Below are 18,996 nucleotides of genomic sequence, written 5' to 3'. Positions count from 1 at the left end.
ATTTATACGTCGGTAGACCTTGATTGTACCAGATTGTCCACGACCGACGGATCCGCGAGGGTCGAAATATCCCCCAAATTGGACACATCCCCTTCGGCAATTTTGCGCAATATCCGGCGCATGATTTTTCCCGAGCGTGTTTTCGGTAAACCCGGCGCAAAATGGATGACATCAGGCGTTGCGATCGGACCGATTTCATGGCGCACCCATTTGATGAGGTCAGCGCGTATGTCCGCGGACTCCACCTCATTTGCATTGAGCGTAACATAAGCATAAATGCCCTGCCCTTTGATATCGTGCGGGAAACCGACCACCGCCGCCTCTGCGACTTTGGCATGGGCGACCAGTGCGCTTTCAACCTCAGCAGTGCCCATTCGGTGTCCCGAAACATTTATGACGTCGTCAACCCGCCCTGTAATCCAATAATCACCGTCGGCATCGCGCCGACATCCATCGCCCGTGAAATATTTGCCGGGATAGGTGGTGAAATAGGTTTGAAAAAACCGCTCATGATCGCCCCACACTGTGCGCATCTGACCCGGCCAACTGTCGATCATGCACAAATTCCCGTCCGTCGCGCCTTCCAGCACTTTGCCGTCGCCGTCTACAAGCACCGGCTGCACGCCAAACATCGGCTTTGATGCCGCGCCCGGTTTCAACGCATGCGCGCCCGGTAAAGGCGTCATCATGGTCGCGCCTGTTTCGGTCTGCCAATAAGTGTCGACAATAGGGCAGCGGCCTTCGCCGACGACATGATAATACCATTCCCACGCCTCCGGATTGATCGGTTCCCCGACCGACCCCAACAAACGCAGCGAACTGCGGGAGGTTTTCTTCACCCAATCATCGCCTTCGCGCATCAGTGACCGCAAGGCCGTTGGCGCGCCATAGAAAATATTGACCTGATGACGGTCAACAATTTGCCAGAACCGGCTATGGTCGGGATAATTGGGAACGCCTTCAAACATCACGGTCGTCGCACCATTGGCAAGCGGACCATAAACGACATAGCTATGGCCCGTGACCCAGCCAATGTCGGCAGCGCACCAATATATGTCGCCCGGCGTATAGTTGAACACATAATGATGCGTCATCGCCGCCCACACCAGATACCCGCCAGTCGTGTGCAACACGCCCTTTGGCTTTCCGGTGGACCCCGACGTGTAGAGAATGAACAGCGGGTCTTCTGCGCCCATGATTTCTGGCGCGCAATCGCTTGAGACCGTTATCCGGATATCGTGATACCAGACGTCGCGCGCGCCATGCATGTCGATGTCGTTCCCCACATGGCGCACCACAAGGCATGCCTTGACCGACGCGCACTGCATTAAGGCTGCATCCACATTCTGCTTCAACGGCACCAGCTTCCCGCCGCGCATGCCGGCATCGGCTGTGATGACAATATTGGAATCACAATCCTGAATGCGACCCGCAAGCGCTTCGGGCGAAAATCCGCCAAAGACAATCGAATGGATGGCGCCAATGCGCGTGCATGCAAGCATGGCCATCGCGGCTTCGGGAATCATCGGCATATAGATGGTGATGCGGTCGCCCTTTTGTGCACCTAATGCCTTCAAGGCGTTGGCCATCAAGCACACTTCGGCGTGCAACTCGCCAAAAGTGATCCGCCGTTGCTGCGAGGGATCATCGCCTTCCCAGATGATTGCGATATCATCTTTGCGTTCGGGCAAATGGCGATCAATGCAGTTGGCAGACACGTTCAACGCGCCATCCTCAAACCATTTAATGCCGAAATCAGCTTCGTGAAAACTCGTATTCTTCACTTTGGTAAAGGGCGTTATCCAGTCGAGGCGCTTGGCCTCTTCGCGCCAGAATGTATCCGGATCGCCGACGGATTGGGCATAAGCGGCGTTGTAACCCTCCGCCGTGACAAAAGCCTTTTTCTTCCAATCGTCCGAAACAGGATAGATTTCCGACATTTTGCCCTCTCCCTAAAATTATCATGCCTACGTCCGTATAATGCCGCCTGCAGTCATCTGCACCCCCGACCGCAATCCAGCACAGACGCATTCCGAACTAGGCCCAAAGTCCCAAGGTCCGCAACGGCAAAGTCCAGCGAAGATAACATCCCCTGCACATTCGGCCAGCACAAGCCGCGGGGGAAAGGCTAATGCAACCCATGAAACTGGCGCTTGGTTGCAGTCGGGAATTGCGGCCAAAGCATATAATCCCGTATAAGGCATTGCCCGGCAAGCAAATAGGTCCTGACCCTAATAAGGGTGATCGATGTGCAGCTTTCTAAATGCCCGTTCTTCAAACACCTACTGTCCGTTCTCCCGGACATATAGATCAGAATACATACCATTCAGATGATAGGTCATGTTTTGATCATCGACTAACAACTCATTCGTGTAAGACCAACCGTGCCCCTTATCACCGTCAATGTTTACCGCTCCAGGGACATTGAAGAACGCCCGAGTATAAGAGCCTTTGATACCCCGGCGTGACAACCGCGGTTGGGCGCAGTGGGAACGACGTGCTGGCGCTTGCTCGGGCGGAAGCATTGGCGGCTGGGCTTGATCCATCGATTTACACGCACCCAATTGGTTTGCATGGTCACGGCGCAGGTCCCTCCATCGGATTTTGGGACAATCAGAATGCTGATCCACGCGGCAGCGGGTTGATTGCCGCCAATACTGCTTAGTCAATTGAGCTGACAACTTACGCCGCAGTGTCCGAATGGGGCGGTCAGCGCGTAGATTTCCGGACTGAAGAGAACGCATTTTTTAATGGAACTAACGTGCGCTTCATCGATGGGCGCCAAACAGAAATCACCCTAATCCCCCGTCCACTGACCGAGTAAACGCTCCGCCGGCCGACAAAATAATGATATGTTTCCAGTCAGTATGATGGCGCAGCAACCAATTTGTGGTCGCTGTACGGAACAACTGCCAATCCCCAAACCTGTCATTCTGACTTGCCGATGTCCGCCGCGGGTCTTACTCGACCAGACGAATCCGCGAGCGGATACCAGGTTCAGAAATGTACGCTGATTGTGGTTGCGACGTAGCGCGTGTCGGCCCCAGTAACGACGTTCGGCGCGGTGCGCAGGAAGCGGCCCTTTGAAAGGTTCACGGCGCTGAGTTGTCCGCGCAGGAATTTAGGCACCAACCAGTATCGCAACTGCATTTCGACCTGGTGGCCTGCGAAGTTCCCGGCGCTACCGGTGAGGTCTCGCACCCCGGTGGTCGAGAAGGAATCCGTCCGGCTGGCGAGCCACATTGGTTTGTAGGTGAGGTAACCTTCCCAGCGGTTCGCGAGGCCCTTCTCCAGGCGAACGCCGACAGCACTGATGTTGGCTCGGCCAATCGCATTGTAGATACCCGACTGCGCAAGGTCGGCACCGCGCATTCCGAACAACGTGTCGAACCGCCCGAACTTCCCGCCGGGCTCGTCGCCACTGGCGCGGTCATATTCCAGCGAAAGCCGCACTTTCGCAGGACCGGAAAAGGAGTAGCCGGCATCGGCATGCATGAACCAGGCGCGCACCGGCAGGATCGCCGCACTGGTCGAGCCGCTCGCCCGAACGGTTCCCGACTGGTAGATACCCTCCAGCTCGAAATCGACCTTGCCTGGCCGGGGATCACGGATCAGGCGTGCGCTGAAGCTGTCGAGGTCGCGTTGCCGCGTGACGCGGCCCGGCCAGTCGCGCTCCAGCACGCCGAAATAGCCGACTTCGAGCGTGAGTTGACGCACAAGCCCGGTGTGCGAGACAAGCCCGCCCCAGAGCTGCAAATCGAAGCTTTCCCGGTCCCACTGAGGCTGCTGCGCCTTTATCGAGGGCAGGTCGTCGGGCAGGCGAATATGCGGCAGGACATAGATCATCGTCGCCGCCAGACCGTTTTTGGTGCGCAGGTCCGAGCGCAAGCCGGTGTAGCCGTTGGTGGCATTGCGGTAGTCGTCTGCCGCAACCAGCCGTCGGGAACCGAGGCCGAGCGTCATGCGACCCAATTGTAGCGACAATTTGGCACCGCCGCCAAGGCTGACATCCCCCGCGATGTTCGCCTGGACCAGTTCGAAGGTGTTCACTTCGTTCGCGCTCACCACACCGCCCGGCTTGGTCAGCCAGGCACGACTGTCATGCAACTCGGCGTTGACCTTAATGCCTTGCAGGTCGGCCTGCGCCGTGATGATCGTGCGTATAGCCAGTTGCTCGTCTGTCGCGTTCAGGACCGCGCGCGGCTGGCCTTCGAGCGCTTCGTATCGCAGGCGACTGCTTCCCGACAGCGTCACCCACTCGGGGCCTCCTATACTATCCTGAAGTGTTGGCGGCGCAGCCATCGCCTGCGCTGGCGCCAGTACCACGACACTCGCGGCGATGATGAGGCGCGTTTTCACGCCCCACCGGGTGCGTAGCGCATCGTCTGGAGGCACGCCTTGTCTGGGATTAAGTGGACACTGTTGCCCATGCACAGAAACCGCATATTGTTATTCTTGTCGGTCATTGCTTCCCCCTCAAGGCTTGCAGGCCAGCGCGCTGACCAGGTCGGCGCACATCTCCGGCCGTTGCTGACAGCAGTCTTCGATCAGGAACGAGAGGAGTCGGCGCATGCCATCATATTCGGCGCGGTAATGGATCATCCGGCTCTCGCGCTCGGACTGCGCGAGCCCTGCCCGCTCCAAGGTGGCGATATGGTGTGACATGGTTGACGCAGGCACATCGACCGCAGCGGCGATCGCGCCCGCAGTCATGCCCTCCGCACCCGCCTGCACCAGCAGCCGAAACACGCGAAGGCGGGTCTCATGGGCCAGCGCACTTAGCGCCTCGACCGCCCAAGTGTGTCTTGCCATGTTTAATTCCTATGTTTTGAGAATTATGGAAATATCATATCAAGCCTCTCTGGTCAAGTGGGTGTTGGCCTTCTGTTATGCGTCTATTTGTAGATATATGGCCTGCGGTACACTGTCACCAAAAATGGGCGGCGATCGCTTCAGCTATGTGTTATACCAATCTTGGATATGGCGCTTTGCTTCCATCTGCGCTCAGGCGCAAACTTAAGAACTTGCTAGGGTCTGGCTAATTTCACAAATATAGGGTTGCTATAAAACCACAGATCTTCCCATGGATTTTCGCCTTTGGCATCTGCTGTTGGTTCAATTTGGCTGGTGTTGGTGCCGCGAACTCTGACATAAAATGGATCCTGCACATTACGGAGCGTGTGGCGCATCGTAAGCACTTCGCCTGATCGCGTCCAATCGCTAGCAGCAAAACGCTTTTCCACACGCGTGCTTGGGTTAACGTCTGCCGAACGATCGGTAACTGGTCCAGTTACATCACCTATGATGAGATCGACCCGTGCCACCTCAGGCATGTACCCACCATGGTTAGCGCCGGACGGATCGCGCAAACGCATCACAATTGCCACATCGTCGCCGGTCTTGACCAAAATTGCTCCACCCATATTGGCCGTCTTCCGGCCGCCAAGTGCTGTAACAGTGACATCCAATTCGCTTATAAGATCACCAGTGGTGACAAACATGCGGCCATTTCGCACGCCGTCAAGCACATCACGATGTTCTCTGCGGGCATGGACGTAGGTCTTTGAATATTCGCCCGGCCAAAAATCGCTTCCACCGTCGCGCCAATGGGAATGTGAATCTGAAGTAGCAGTGATCCACCACCGCCGCCCTTCGCCAAGTATCGAGTCCCAGAACCCGCCGAGTTGTGCAGTCATTTGGTCAAATCCGCCGAGCGTGGGTGCATTACGATAGCCTCCACGCGCGCCGGTTGCATCGATACTGCCATCGGTATTGATTGCAGCAGCCTGATGACCGGGCGCACCTTCCATGCCTACCGATATCATGGGCGCGGTATCATTCCAGTTACGGAACTCCGCAGGGGTATAAAGGCCCCACGCAAAGGGCGCGGTGGCGGAGCGGCTCGGGTGATTGGCAATCAGCACCGGCGGCACCTTTTGGTCGCGCATCAGTTTCAGCGCGTCAATCATGCGGCCTTCGCTGTCCCAGGCTTTGTCTACCGGCCATGGGTCGCGCTTAGAAAAGCCGGATTCAATGGCACGCAACTGCGCGCGTTCATCACCAGTGAAAGGGATGATTAAGCTCGAATGATCGCCGGCCGGCGTGTCAAACTCCATGCCATAAAAGATCAACATTTCCGGCACAGCGGCGCGCGCTTTGTCGACTTCGGGCCAGGCCTGTTCGTAATTCAGCTTGCTGTGATTGGGCCCGCCGTGATCGGTGCTCACCATCCAGCCTAAGCCAAAACGGCGCGCCATCTCTGCATTACGAGCGATCGAATAGCGCCCATCCTTGCCGAGCAGCGGGGTCGGTGCCGTCTGCGGACTAGCCGGATTGGGTTCGTAATCGGCGCTAAATTCACTGTGAATGTGATGGTCGCCGGGCAACCACAGTCGGCCCTTGGCGGGCACGGCACCGGCGGTGGACGTATTCTTGTCGTGCTCGACGAGGCCCCCGTGACCATCATGGGCGAGGACGGGGGAAACGCAAAAAGCGGTCCATGCCGCCAGAGTGATTAGGCGCATGGTACCGCTCCATTTGGGTGCCCGCTGCAGCAATGTGCCGCAGCGGGCTGTGTTATCATCAAAACGTTACGCGGAAGCCACCAGTGTAACGCCGACCGAAAGTTTCGCGCTCAATCGTGCGGGCATCGGTGCCAACAAAGCGACGGCCGGGGCCATTTAGCAGGTTCGACAAGTCGGCATAGACTTCGATATTCTTCGTGATGGCGTAACGCGCCGACACATCAAGCTCGCCATCGGCCGCCCAATAGAAGTCACCGCCCACCGCTGGCTCGCCTAGGCCATCGATCCAGCTGGAACGCAGCTGATAGGACACACGCGCCGAGAAGCCGTACTTCTCGTAATATGGTCCGACGTTCCACACAAAATCCGACGTGCCGGGGAAGCGCACCTTGTCACCATCTGGGGTGATGGCTTCGCTGCGGTTCACCGAAGCGTTGGTCTGGATGCCGAAGCCGCCGATCCAGCTATCCTCGCTCAGGAAATTGTCCAGCTGCAATTGCAGGGCGCCTTCAACGCCATAGACCTTGCCCTTGCCGCCGTTCAGCGTGGTGGAGAACACATAATCCGAGCGGTTGATGCCGTTCGAATTCAGGATGTCCGAACCGAACTGACGGGTCGCGCCGAACAACACGTCGCTGACATCCTTGTAATAAGCGCCAACCATCATGAAGCCGCCGCGCTGCGGATAATATTCCCAATACAGGTCAACACCCTTGGTCTTTTCCGGGCGCGCATCGGGGTTGCCGCCCGACACGGTCAGGTTGGCATCGTTAAAGGTGAAGTTGGGGCGCAGCACATCATAATCCGCGCGAGCCGCACCGGTGTTGAAGGACAAACGCACCTTCATGTCGTCACTGGGCGTCCAGTTGAAGTGCAAGCTGGGATAGACCTCGGTGAAGCTGCTGTCGACAGTGACTAGCCCGGTTTGCGCGAACGCCGAGGAGACATTGTCCACTTTCTCGATACGGGCACCGTAAACGATGCTGCCCCAATCCATCTGGGTCACGCCCATGGCATAACCGGACCAGACCTTCTCCTGCACCTTGTAGTAGTTGGCGGTGACAGCGTTGTAGTTTGCGTAAGGCTCCACCTTCTTTACCACGTCGATGATGGCATCCTTGCTGTGATATGGGAAGGTGTAGCCCATTGGCAACTGGCCCTTGAACTTGTCCGAAATGCTAACCGCCTGCGGCGTGGTCGGCACACCGGCAAGGGTGAACAGATTCTGGCCATTCACCACTGTACTGGCGCTTACATCGAGCAGACGGTCATCGGTTTCCTTGACGCGATTGTCATATTGCAGGCCGAAGCTGAACTTGGTGCCGCCGAGCATCTCGGTTTCACGGGTGACATCAATGCGGCCAGTATAGGCTTCGGTGGTGTCCACCGCCTTCAGGCCACGGATGCGGCTGAGCGGCTGGGTGAAATCGACGACGCTGGTCACCCGGTCACCGCGAGACAGCGTGCCATTGGTAGCACGCAGGGTGCGATACAGCTCGACCTTGGCCAACTGGGGATCGGTGAGGTCATAGGCCACGGTCAGACGCTGATTGGCAGTTGCGCCGTTGGTGCCGAAACCGGGGCTGTCATAGTTCAGCTGCGCTGGCGCTGTGCGGTCATCCTTGGACTTTGTATAGTTGCCGCGCCAGCTGATGGTCCATAGGTCGGCAGTGTGATCACCGCCGATGGTGTTGATGAACACCGATTGCAGAAATTCACGGCTAAGCAGGTTGGCATTCAGATCGACGCCATAGACCGTGCCCTTCAACGGGGTGTTCACGCAGGCATCGGCATAGCCGGTGGTGTTGGGGGACAGCACGCTGCTGGTGCACGCCGTGGTGGCGTTGGGGGTGCGACTTTCTTGGTCGTCCATGTCGAAGATGTAATTGTTGCGCAGCTCATCGTCGGTGAACGCCGAGTAGATGGAGGTCACGAAGAGCTTATTGTCGCTGTCCGGTGCCCATTCCAGCTTGCCGGACATGCTGTAGTTCTTGCGTGTCAGGCGATATTCTTTGTTCTCGGTTTCACGCGCCCACACGCGGCGGTTGGAACCGCCAACGTTGATCAGGCCGTTAGTATCTTCGTTTGAACCGACGGGGCGCAGGTCGCGGCTAACCGTTTCGAAATCGGTTTCGAAATTGTCGGTGGCCATGGTGCGCTGATAATAGCTGCCGGAGATCACCGCGCCGATTTCACCGATGCCAGTTTCCCAGCGATCCGAAATCACGCCGCTGCCTTCATATTCCTTGCCGCCGCCCAGATCGACATAGCCGATGCCGCCGCGACCTGCGAGATGCAGGCCCTTATAGTCAAAGGCCGAACGGGTGACGACGTTGACGTTACCAGCGATGGTTTCAGCGGTCATGTCCGGCGTAACGGCCTTGCGCACGATCACCTGCGACGCGATGGCCGACGGAATGGAGTCAAAACGCGCATCACGGCCTTCTGGCGAGATGACGTTGATGCCGTCGAAGCTGAGCGTCGTCCAGTTCAGCGGCGAACCACGCAGGTTGATGTAGCGGGCCTGGCCCTGGTCGCGCTGCACGGCTACGCCGGGAAGGCGGCTAACGGCCTGTGCGATGTTCTGGTCAGGTAGACGACCCACGGAGTCGGCCGACAGCACGCTGACTAGCTGCTCGCTGTTCTTCTGCACCAATAACGCGGCGCGCTCAGATTCGCGGATCGGGCGCTCACCTAAAACAACGATTTCGCCGTCTTCACCGGTTGTCGTTTCGCCGGCGCGGTCGCGCGCATTTACAGCCGTGGCTTGTTCGGCACCATCGATTTCCTGCGCCATAGCGGGCGTGCCAGCTACGCTGACCAGAAGAGCAAGGCGAAGAGCGGCAACGCCGCGCGCAGACAGTTTCAGTTTCATTAAAAGCCCCTATTGAATCGAACGAAATAGACCGACGATGGGGCGTCTAGTGAACACTCGTTAAAGCCTAGCGACTTTCTGATGAAGCTGGGCGTCTTTAATATTTCAATTTGAAGACGCCCAGCGACGATATGTTTAGGCTGCTCTCCGCTCAAGCTCGCTCAACTTCGCGTATATTGATGCACCAATCCAATTTTCTTCAAAGGAGCTATGATTGCCGTTGCTAAGGTCGAACCAGATGGCGTGTTCTGCTTACCTATTGCTGGCTAGGGCCAAGTCTCTTAACGGCAGAGAGATGACTACAATCCCGAAAGTTTTCATTCGCCGCCCTTTTCTGACGATGCCAAGCATCAGTCGAGCGGCAGCTATTTTGCCGTCGCCGTCTTAAAACAGTCATTCCGGAACCGGCCCAAAAGCTGCCGATTCTGCCTTGCGCCAGCGCCTCCTTGTAGACAGGGAGTTGGGTCTAAAGCAGAGAAATGCTGCGCTGTACCAGAAGCATTAAATTTCCCTAAAACAGCTTCAAATGCTCTGACTCCGGACAAGCATCTCAATATTTGGTGCTTTAAACCACTGCTAAATCTTCACTTGTTGGCGACCTAATGAGTCATAAATTTGTCATCTATTTTACATCAATTTACATCTTAGAGTCCCTAAACCGCCATAGAAGTGAATTAACAAAAATCGTTCATGCTTATATCGTTTTCAGGGGCATTTTGTCATTGATTTCTATTTTTTTGTCCTCAACGCCAAGCATTTCCACCGTTGCCCAACATGTGGCGGTAGATGAGGTGTCGAGAGAAAAAGAAAATATCGTTACAGCCCAAAAAACCGAAAAACTGCATATTGATGTGACGTTAACGATTGCCGCGGTTATTGGAATACGTTTGGGCGAAATTGTCGTTGATGGCCTTGATAAGCTCTCAAACTATGTTTCCGGGCTCAACATCCAAGAGCAGAGCGGGAACAAACCCGATATCGTTGTTCGAGGCATTACGTCTGGCTCTGGCTCCGCCTGCCAAGCCGCGCGCATTTCTGTGTGTCGTATGTTGATGACACTCCGGTTGCAGCTGAGGTCTGGTGCGCTAAGAACTCTCCGCCTTTTTGATCCTTGCGACATTTTCACTGTACACAGTTTTTGTAGGATATCTTGATGGCTACCATATTGAGTCTTTTCTCGCGCCGCGGTTCGGCAAACTCCCCCTCTGATGCAATGGCTATTTCTTCGGCAGAAGGTGACCCGAGCAAGCTTCGAGACAAGGATTCGGTTTATGCGAACGATCTGGCGGCGTTCGGGAGCCTAGGTGAGAGCAAGCAATCAATTGAGTCCACCATCGGTACCGTTCATCAAGGGCTGATTGGTATCCAAGCCCTTGTCGAGCAGATTCTCGTCCTAAGGGTTGACCTAGCAAAGAGCTTTGAGGAGCATCGCAAACTCGCTCTTACAAATTCGGCTATTCGGCAAGAACGCGACCAGTTCCAGCAGCAGCTTGCTGAAAAGTCGGAGCAGTATAAAGTGACGCACGCAGCGCTTGTTCCGTTGCAGGCAGAAGTCGAAGACGTACGTCGCAAATATGAGCTGACGCGGACAGGCCTTGAAGCTTTGGAGCATCGGCACCATTTGCTCGGTGTCGCCAAGCGCGAGACTGAGGATCAACTTGATCGTTATGTAAGCCAACTTGCCGTAGCGAATGAGGAGTCAGAAAGCCTTCAGATCCAAGTCTCTTCTCTTCAAGAGACGGTGGGAAACTATACCCTGAAGATTGCAGATCTGACTGCTAAATATAACGATGCAAATGGCAAAATATTGCTCTTTTCCAATCAGTGTGACGCGTTAGAGAATAGCCTTCAGAAAAAGTCCGACGAGATAATTGCTGCCAACGATAAATACGATCTCATTTATCAAGAAAAACAATCTGCTGTTCTTTACAGTCAGCAAAAAGAGCAAGAGGCAACACATGCTCGCACCGAAATGACTCGTTTGTTTGAGGAAGGTCAGCACGATAAAAAAAATCGGGACTCAACAATTAACCAACTTAAATCGGAGCTTGATAACGCTGGATCTAGACTGCGGACGCTTGAGGAGGTTAATGGCGAAGCCGCTGCAGAAAATGAACGGCTCGCATTGCAGGTTCGACATCTGGACGATTTGGCAAAACAGTCAAATATTAAGGCTGGGCGGCTCGAGGCCAGCATCGGGCGACTGAATGCGAAGCTAGAAACCACGATTGAGGCCAAGGTTCAGACGGAGCAGTCGCGGGCAACAATCACCGCCCGACTGGAAGCCATGACGCAATTGCTAGAGGAGCGAGAGGCTGGTATAAAAGAGCGGGATGACCAAGTCGCGCGACTGGTTAGTCAATCTGAGCAGGAGCGCGACAGCGCGCAAGACACGATCGAGAGCTTGGGCCTTAAAGTCTTTGAACTTGAGAAGGAACTGACAGCGCAGCGCAACCAAACGGCTTTCCTCGCCAGCCAGCTAGAGGCAGCGCAGCGCAGCGTAACCGTGCGCAAAGCATGATCCGTTAACGCAATGTTTTTGTTGATCAAGCACATCTGCGCACTGCTTAGCCGCCTTACGGCGCTGCGCCGCTTGTTTACAGATAAATCCACTACAACCGGCGAAATAAAAGCGGGTGGTGCCGCGTTAGCGACAGTTAATGTCCTATTTGTTCAAGATGTCTAACAGATGCAGGAAGCTTTTGTAATCTTGAACGTAACTTTCTTTTCAATCATTAGTCTAGTTGCGCATTCTAACTCCGTTCAACTATCTTGGGCGCTTGGGTCGCAGTGTTCAGCGCGCAACGCTTTGTTTGCGGCCTACAGCATCGCTTGCGTTATCTCCGCAGTGGTACTTCTTCTGCCTTACCCGCTCTATTTGATAACCCTACTCACGGCGCACGCATTGATCATTCTCATCGCTCCTGCTGATTATCGATTTCGTGCACTTAGGTTGAAAGGAGATAAAGCTCAATGCTCGACAGGATCCTAAAGTTTGCCTCATACGATATGGCGATTGACTTAGGCACAGCCAACACAATCGTGCATGTGCCTAGCCGCGGTGTTGTGCTGAATGAACCGTCTGTCGTTGCGATTGAAACGATCAATGGTGTCAGGCGTGTGAAAGCGGTGGGCAACGAAGCCAAGCTTATGATGGGCAGAACACCAGCACATATTGAGACGATCCGGCCGCTTAGAGACGGCGTAATCGCTGATATTGAAGCCGCAGAGGTGATGATAAAGTACTTCATCGGGAAGGTGTACGGTAGTCGAAGTTTCTTAAGGGCTCCCGAGATTGTAATATGCGTACCCTCGGGGGCTACTTCCGTCGAACGCCGTGCTATTAGGGATGCGACATCCAATGCGGGGGCAAGGGCAGTGCACTTGATCCTTGAACCCATGGCAGCTGCCATTGGTGCGGGCCTGCCAGTCGCAGAACCTATCGGAACGATGGTCGTCGATGTGGGTGGCGGCACTACGGAAATCGCCGTACTCTCTCTGCGCGGCCTTGCCTACACAGCATCGGTTCGCGTTGGCGGAGACAAGATGGACGAAGCAATTGTGTCTTATGTGCGCCGACACCACAATATACTCATCGGAGAAACAACCGCAGAGCATATAAAAAAGGAAGCTGGCGTGGCACGTCGTCCAACAGAAGGACATGGGGAGACGGTAAGCATTAAGGGGCGTGACCTCGTGAACGGCGTACCCAAAGAAATCACGATTAACCAAATGCAGATTGCAGAGGCACTATCGGAACCTGTCGGCGCTATCATTGAAGGCATTAGAATTGCTCTTGAGAATACGGCGGCTGAACTCGCGGCAGACATCGTAGGCCAAGGTATTGTCCTCACAGGTGGGGGGGCGCTTTTGGGTGGCTTGGATGCTGCAATCAGCGAGGCAACTGGATTGCCGGTAATGGTAGCAGACGATCCATTAACTTGTGTTGCGAGAGGCACGGTACTCGCTCTGGAAAATGAACAGTTCCGTATTTTTACCTATTAGCTTTTCTGGTCTAGCCAAGAGCGATGCTAGGCCTAATGGTTGCATCCAAGCCGTTCATGAATTGATCCCATGCACCGTTATAACAAATTCCCCTGCTGCAAAGTCGAGGTGAGTAGGCAGCGATAGCGTTCTTGAAACGCAGAATTATGAATTCGTGGACTGGGACGGTATCACGGCAGTAATGAGCCTGAGCATCAAATAAGTCTGTTTTGATAATCGAACATCTGGGCTTCAAAGCAGACAGTCTGCTTTCGGTCCAATTTCGGCCATGCTATAGCCAGAGGGCGGGACACGCATGACTAGATTTTGCAACTGGATTCGCCGCCGCATTGACGAAGCTGGATTGCCAAGAGAGTGCAGCGCCCACGCCCTACGCAAAGCGATTTCGCGTATTTTGGCCGGGTCTGGCGTGACCAATCAAGAGGGCCGCGCAATCACCGGACACAAGACAGATCGAGAGTTTGCCCGCACGCTGAAAAGGCAAATAAAGCAGGCATGGCGGACAACGGAATCGCTAACACGGAAAAGAGGTTTGCCAAAAATAAGAAATAAAGTTATTATAAAACGATAACTTATAGGTAAAATTGGTGGACAGGGCTGGATTCGAACCAGCGTACGGAAAACCGGGCAGATTTACAGTCTGCTGCCTTTAACCACTCGGCCACCTGTCCACTTCTTCGTCGGGGCAATATGCCAAAGCATAAGGGCCGGTCCCGCAGAAGAAGCAGCGCAATGGCGAAACGGCCCTTGCCTGTCAATGCCTCAAGTGGGAAAGGGCACCAGAAGCTTCTCTTTTTCATGTACAGGTACATATATGTCTTCACATAAGAGCCATCGACGCCGTGGCGCCGCCGTTACCAGCGGCAATCCCAAATTTTACGGACGGCACGCTGTCTATGCCGCGCTCGACAATCCCGAACGCCGCCTGATCAATTTATGGGGCACGCGGGAGGAAATCGGCAAGATTGTCGTGCCTGAGGGCCTGACAGTGCAATATGCCGAGGTGAACGATCTGGCGCGTTTCGTGCCGAAAGATGCGCCGCATCAAGGTCTTGTGCTTGAGGTTGCGCCGCTGGAGGATGTCTGGCTGACCGATGCACTTGCGTTGCCGAATGACGATAACCGGCCCTTGCTGATTCTCGACCAAGTCACCGATCCGCACAATGTCGGTGCAATATTCCGAACAGCGGCCGCCTTTGATGCGGTGGCTGTTGTGACGCAAGATCGGCACGCGCCCCCCGAATCGGGCGCATTGGCCAAAGCCGCGTCGGGCGGACTGGAAATTACGCCATGGGTGCGGGTGGTTAATCTGGCGCGTGCGCTGGAGGAGATTGCCGAGGCGGGATATTGGCGAATCGGCTTGTCCGGCCATGCCGAGGTCACGCTGGATCAAGCGCTGACACCGGGACGCAATGCATTGGTTCTAGGCGCAGAAGGCGACGGTATGCGCCGTAATATTGAGGAGCATTGCGACCAATTAGCGAAATTGCCGATCAGCGCACAGATGGAGTCGCTGAACGTGTCCAATGCTGCCGCAATCGCCTTATACGCGGCCACCGTGCGACGCAGCGCATAAGCCGCGTGGGCATAACGACACAAAAGCTGCATGCCGCACTCGATACGCTGGCCGCGATTGAACCCGGCATCGCTGAAGCCATCACGGTCACAGGCTATCCTGACGAAAGGATTAGTCAGCGCGGATACGCCACCTTGCTGCGCACGATCGTCGGGCAACAGGTCAGCGTCGCGGCGGCGGCATCGGTATGGAACAAGCTGGAAGCCCAACTGGGCGCCGGATGCCCGCCCGAGCAGTTGTTGGCGCAAGATTTCGATGCGTTGCGGGCCTGCGGCCTTAGTCGGCAGAAACAGGGCTATGCGCGGTCACTGGCGGAGCTGGTTATGTCAGGCGCATTGCCACTCGACGCCTTGCCCGATGATGATGAGGCGGCCATTACCTATCTCACACAGGTCAAGGGCATTGGCCGCTGGTCAGCAGAGATATATTTGCTGTTCGCCGAGGGCCGCCCAGATATTTGGCCAGCGGGCGACCTTGCAGTGCAAGAGGGGGTTGGTCGCTTGCTCAAGCTTGATGCGCGGCCATCGGAAAAAGAAATCCGCGTCATTGCCGAACGCTGGCGGCCGCATCGCGGGGCTGCAGCGATTTTTAGTTGGCATATCTATGCTAAGGGATTTCAGGCCATTTAGGATCTGCAATAATCAGTTGACCTTTGAGGCAAATTGATGTCGCTGACAGTCATGTGAGTAAGAGAGGAATGATCATCATGTCGACAGCACAAAAAAGCATTTTCATTACGGGCGCCGCGTCCGGCCTTGGTCGCGAAGTCGCGCGCTATTTTGCAAATGCGGGCTGGTTTATCGGTCTGGCCGACATTGATGAAAAAGGTTTGGACGAAACCGCTGCCTTGTTACCAAAGGACAGTTATTCGCGTCACAAATTGGACGTCACTGACCGCGCGCAATGGAAAAAGGCTGTTGCCGCATTTGCCAAGCACACCAACGGCCATATGACCGTCTTGTTCAACAATGCAGGGATCGGCGCTGGCGGCCCTATCCAGGACATGACCGACGAAGACATTGACCGCATGATCGCGATCAACCTGACGGGCGTAATCAGCGGCACGCGGGCGTGTTTCGACCTTTTGAAGAATACGCAGGACGCATGTGTGCTTTACACCAGTTCTGCTGCGGGTATTTACGGGTCGGCGGGCTTAAGCGTCTATAGCGCCACCAAGTTCGCGGTACGTGGGCTTGCCGAAGCGCATGACATTGAATGGCGTCCGTACGGCATTAAATCTCGCAGCCTGATGCCCGGATTCATCGATACCAACATCATCGGCAATGTCGACGCCAGCAGCAACATGACGGGCAAGGAAAGACTTCAGTCGGCGGGCGTTGAGGTCAGCCCCGTTTCAATCATCGGCCCTGCAGCGTGGGAAGCCATTCACGGCGAGAAGGTGCATACGCCGGTTAACAAAATGGCGAAGCAACTGGCCTTTTCTGCGCGCTGGTTTCCGAACCGTTTACGCAAGCAATTGGGCCTATTGGGCGGCCTAGGCGACGTTGTGCAGCCAAAGCCGTAATTGCGGCCTAAGCCGCAATCGCGTCGATTTTGCTGGCAAGGTCAATATCGCGTTGCGACAGGCCATCGGCATCATGGGTGGTCAGCAAAATTTCAACGCGATTATATACGTTGAACCATTCGGGATGATGATCCGCTTTTTCGGCCAAAATCGCCACGCGGGTCATGAAACCAAACGCTTCTGCAAAATCGGCAAAGCGCAATGTTCGGCGGATACCCTTGGCATCCGCATCATATGTCCATTGCGGCAATTGTTGCATGGCGATATCGCGGGCGGCGTCTTCCAGTCTTGAAATATGCATAACCTCATCCTGCTTTTGCAATTGCACGAATATCTGCCTAAGTCGCGATATGTCTTCCCGTCAAGCATCCTTGCCATCGCTTAGCCTTGACAATGTCGCGGTCATGCGCGGCAACCGCATGGTGCTGCGCGATCTATCGCTGGCGCCGCGCGCCGGTGACATCATCTGGATCAGGGGTGCCAATGGATGCGGAAAATCGACATTGCTGCGCCTTGTCGCCGGATTGCTGACAGTAACGTCCGGTGCGATCCATTCCGAAGGTTACATGGCGCTTGCGGACGAAAATCTGGCGTTGGATGGCAATATGACCGTGGAGGCCGCGCTCCGCTTTTGGGCGGATATGGACGGCGCATCGGCCGAGGCACGTAATGCGGCCTTAACCGATATGGATTTGCAAGACCTCGCTTATATTCCCGTGCGCTTTCTCTCCACGGGACAACGCAAGCGCGCAAGCATCGCGCGCGTCCTTGCATCCCATGCAGATATTTGGTTGCTGGATGAACCCTATAATGGCCTCGATAGTGCAAGCTGCGTGCGGCTTGATCAGGCGATAATTGCGCGTGCGGCCTCGGGCGGAATTGTCCTTGTCGCCGCACATCAACCGCCCTCCATCAATGTCGCAATCAGCCTATTGCTCGACGGCCAAGGCGCAGCAGCGTGAGGGCGTTTGTTGCTCTGGTCGGGCGCGAAGTGCGTTTGGCATGGACGGGCGGCGGTCTATGGCTTCCGGTGGTGTTTTATCTCTCCGTGGCGACATTATTCCCCTTTGTGACGGGGCCCGACAAGGCATTGCTGGCACGCACAGGCGGCGGCATTTTATGGATTGCCGCGCTGCTCGCGACGCTGCTGCCCATTGAACGGCTTATCCTGCCCGACCGTCAGTCCGGCGTGCTCGATCAGCTTGCCTTGCGGGGTTGGTCGGATGAACTTGTCGCGACGGCCAAGATTGCAGGACATATTGTCGCTTTCGCTTTGCCATTACTATTGGCAACCGTGGTTAGCTCTGCGCTGATTGGCTTGCCAGAGGCGCAATTAGGTATCTTGCTCCTTGGCCTTGCTTTGGCTTTGCCCGCTTTGTCTGGCCTGTCGGTGATGATCGCAGCCCTCACCGCTGGCCTAAGCGGTGCAAGCGCGCTTGGCGGGTTGTTGTTGGTGCCCATCACCATTCCATTGCTGATCTTCGGCGCAGGCACCTTGGCCGAAGACCCCGGCAACGCGATGCAGTTACTGGCGGCGACGTCGTTGGTGATTACGGCGCTGTCCCCCTTTGCCGCGGGCGCGGCGTTGCGCGCTGGCAGAACTTAGAGTCCTGCCCCTGGGGTAAGGAGCGTTATCGCGCCGATAGCTTCTTGGCGTAGCCGTCCGCGACCATAGCCTCGACCATGTCAAACAGCTTTTCCGGATCCTGCGCGCGCAGCACGGGTATGCCAGCCTCCATCCCTTCGGCGATTACGATTTCGCGCTTACCATCACGTACAGCCTCCCAAATGAGACTTGCGACCCTATCGGGATCAATACCATTGTCGATCGCTGCGTCGCTGATGCCCCGCACGGAGCCATCGGCATTGAGCGCGTTACGTGAGACATTGGTTTTGACGGACCCCGGCGCGACGACAAGGACTTTTACACCCTGCCCGGCGACCTCGCTGCGCAGCGCGTCGGCATAGCCGATCAAGCCATGTTTTGCCGCGCAATAAGCGGTACGCATCGGAATTCCTGCCTTGCCCGCCACGCTGGAGATCATCACAAGCTGCCCGCTACCGCGCGACACCATGTGCGATAGCAACGCTTGCGTGAGCGCAATGGGCGCGAGCAAGTCAACATCGACAATCCGTTGATAGACCGACAGATCGGTATCCAATGCTGGCGACCGTTGGGAAATGCCCGCATTGTTGACCAGCACGTCGACATGGCCCTGAAACGCAATAGCTTCGGCCACTTTGCCAGCCAAGCCGTCATAATCCACCGTGTCGAATGGCAAAATCAAACAGCGTTCCGCCGCATTTGTTTCAGTCGCAACGCGTTGTAGCTCCGCAACATTGCGCCCAGACAATATCGCATAGCCGCCACTGGCAACAAAAGCCTTGGCCAACGCTTCGCCAATGCCCGACGATGCCCCTGTGATCCATGCGGTTTTGTGCGGTTGATCTGTCATTTTTGCTCTCCTTTTCGTCCATTCCGTCAACGCAC

The 18,996-nt window shown here is 55.6% G+C and carries 16 protein-coding genes and 1 tRNA gene; 9 read left to right on the top strand and 8 right to left on the bottom strand.

Going from position 1 to position 18,996, the window contains the following annotated elements; genetic code table 11:
* Nucleotides 1-2 precede the first annotated feature (2 nt).
* A complete protein-coding gene (acs, locus tag Q0O07_RS07650; RefSeq protein WP_295492210.1) occupies nucleotides 3-1,940 on the bottom strand; it encodes an acetate--CoA ligase in 1,938 nt (645 codons plus the stop codon).
* Between the two features lie 557 nt (nucleotides 1,941-2,497).
* Between acs and Q0O07_RS07645 the strand changes: the two genes are divergently transcribed.
* Nucleotides 2,498-2,665 (top strand): hypothetical protein, encoded by a 168-nt coding sequence (locus tag Q0O07_RS07645; protein ID WP_295492208.1) that lies wholly within the window; start codon nucleotides 2,498-2,500, stop codon nucleotides 2,663-2,665.
* Nucleotides 2,666-2,997: 332 nt separating this feature from the next.
* Here the strand turns inward: Q0O07_RS07645 and Q0O07_RS07640 are convergent, their stop codons facing one another.
* The 4 genes from Q0O07_RS07640 to Q0O07_RS07625 form a co-directional block, all read right to left on the bottom strand.
* Entirely contained in the window at nucleotides 2,998-4,359 is a 1,362-nt protein-coding gene (locus Q0O07_RS07640; protein WP_295492207.1) for an alginate export family protein, read from the bottom strand.
* 117 nt (nucleotides 4,360-4,476) lie between these two features.
* Complete coding sequence (locus Q0O07_RS07635) at nucleotides 4,477-4,812, bottom strand: helix-turn-helix transcriptional regulator (protein ID WP_295492205.1); 336 nt, start codon at nucleotides 4,810-4,812, stop codon at nucleotides 4,477-4,479.
* Between the two features lie 215 nt (nucleotides 4,813-5,027).
* A complete protein-coding gene (locus tag Q0O07_RS07630; protein WP_295492204.1) occupies nucleotides 5,028-6,524 on the bottom strand; it encodes a phosphoesterase in 1,497 nt (498 codons plus the stop codon).
* 58 nt (nucleotides 6,525-6,582) lie between these two features.
* Nucleotides 6,583-9,399 (bottom strand): TonB-dependent receptor, encoded by a 2,817-nt coding sequence (locus Q0O07_RS07625; RefSeq protein WP_295492203.1) that lies wholly within the window; start codon nucleotides 9,397-9,399, stop codon nucleotides 6,583-6,585.
* Nucleotides 9,400-10,001: 602 nt separating this feature from the next.
* Between Q0O07_RS07625 and Q0O07_RS07620 the strand changes: the two genes are divergently transcribed.
* The 3 genes from Q0O07_RS07620 (at nucleotide 10,002) to Q0O07_RS07610 (ending at nucleotide 13,404) form a co-directional block, all read left to right on the top strand.
* Entirely contained in the window at nucleotides 10,002-10,553 is a 552-nt protein-coding gene (locus Q0O07_RS07620; RefSeq protein WP_295492202.1) for a hypothetical protein, read from the top strand.
* Nucleotides 10,553-11,920 carry a hypothetical protein gene (locus Q0O07_RS07615; RefSeq protein WP_295492201.1) on the top strand — a complete coding sequence of 456 codons (1,368 nt, stop codon included), beginning with the start codon at nucleotides 10,553-10,555 and terminating at the stop codon, nucleotides 11,918-11,920. The genes Q0O07_RS07620 and Q0O07_RS07615 overlap by 1 nt, the downstream gene beginning before the upstream one ends.
* A 452-nt stretch (nucleotides 11,921-12,372) precedes the next feature.
* On the top strand, nucleotides 12,373-13,404 hold the full coding sequence (locus tag Q0O07_RS07610) for a rod shape-determining protein (RefSeq protein WP_295492199.1): 1,032 nt from the start codon (nucleotides 12,373-12,375) through the stop codon (nucleotides 13,402-13,404).
* A gap of 585 nt (nucleotides 13,405-13,989) precedes the next feature.
* On the opposite strand, the gene Q0O07_RS07605 is transcribed toward Q0O07_RS07610, so the two are convergent.
* A tRNA-Tyr gene (locus tag Q0O07_RS07605) sits at nucleotides 13,990-14,075 on the bottom strand.
* A 143-nt stretch (nucleotides 14,076-14,218) separates the two neighbouring features.
* On the opposite strand from Q0O07_RS07605, the gene rlmB reads away from it, so the two are divergent.
* The 3 genes from rlmB (at nucleotide 14,219) to Q0O07_RS07590 (ending at nucleotide 16,505) form a co-directional block, all read left to right on the top strand.
* Nucleotides 14,219-14,980 carry a 23S rRNA (guanosine(2251)-2'-O)-methyltransferase RlmB gene (gene rlmB, locus Q0O07_RS07600; protein WP_295492197.1) on the top strand — a complete coding sequence of 254 codons (762 nt, stop codon included), beginning with the start codon at nucleotides 14,219-14,221 and terminating at the stop codon, nucleotides 14,978-14,980.
* A gap of 5 nt (nucleotides 14,981-14,985) precedes the next feature.
* The gene (locus Q0O07_RS07595; protein ID WP_295492195.1) at nucleotides 14,986-15,609 is read left to right on the top strand and encodes a DNA-3-methyladenine glycosylase 2 family protein; all 624 of its coding nucleotides are present in this window, start codon (nucleotides 14,986-14,988) and stop codon (nucleotides 15,607-15,609) included.
* A gap of 77 nt (nucleotides 15,610-15,686) precedes the next feature.
* Nucleotides 15,687-16,505 (top strand): SDR family oxidoreductase, encoded by an 819-nt coding sequence (locus tag Q0O07_RS07590; protein WP_295492193.1) that lies wholly within the window; start codon nucleotides 15,687-15,689, stop codon nucleotides 16,503-16,505.
* Nucleotides 16,506-16,512: 7 nt separating this feature from the next.
* Here the strand turns inward: Q0O07_RS07590 and Q0O07_RS07585 are convergent, their stop codons facing one another.
* The gene (locus Q0O07_RS07585) at nucleotides 16,513-16,806 is read right to left on the bottom strand and encodes a 4a-hydroxytetrahydrobiopterin dehydratase (RefSeq protein ID WP_295492191.1); all 294 of its coding nucleotides are present in this window, start codon (nucleotides 16,804-16,806) and stop codon (nucleotides 16,513-16,515) included.
* 49 nt (nucleotides 16,807-16,855) lie between these two features.
* Between Q0O07_RS07585 and ccmA the strand changes: the two genes are divergently transcribed.
* Together ccmA and Q0O07_RS07575 are read left to right on the top strand one after the other, a co-directional pair.
* Nucleotides 16,856-17,467 (top strand): heme ABC exporter ATP-binding protein CcmA, encoded by a 612-nt coding sequence (gene ccmA / locus Q0O07_RS07580; RefSeq protein WP_295492189.1) that lies wholly within the window; start codon nucleotides 16,856-16,858, stop codon nucleotides 17,465-17,467.
* Complete coding sequence (locus Q0O07_RS07575; protein WP_295492187.1) at nucleotides 17,464-18,111, top strand: heme exporter protein CcmB; 648 nt, start codon at nucleotides 17,464-17,466, stop codon at nucleotides 18,109-18,111. The genes ccmA and Q0O07_RS07575 overlap by 4 nt, the downstream gene beginning before the upstream one ends.
* 25 nt (nucleotides 18,112-18,136) lie before the next feature.
* Here Q0O07_RS07575 and Q0O07_RS07570 read toward each other — a convergent pair whose 3' ends face one another.
* The gene (locus Q0O07_RS07570; RefSeq protein ID WP_295492185.1) at nucleotides 18,137-18,961 is read right to left on the bottom strand and encodes an SDR family NAD(P)-dependent oxidoreductase; all 825 of its coding nucleotides are present in this window, start codon (nucleotides 18,959-18,961) and stop codon (nucleotides 18,137-18,139) included.
* Between the last annotated feature and the right edge of the window lie 35 nt (nucleotides 18,962-18,996).

Origin of the sequence: Sphingorhabdus sp. EL138 (genome assembly GCF_945890115.1) — a bacterium.
Lineage (GTDB): Bacteria > Pseudomonadota > Alphaproteobacteria > Sphingomonadales > Sphingomonadaceae > Sphingorhabdus_B.
Note: the sequence above shows the minus strand (reverse complement) of the source record. Positions and strands in the feature narration are given on the sequence as shown.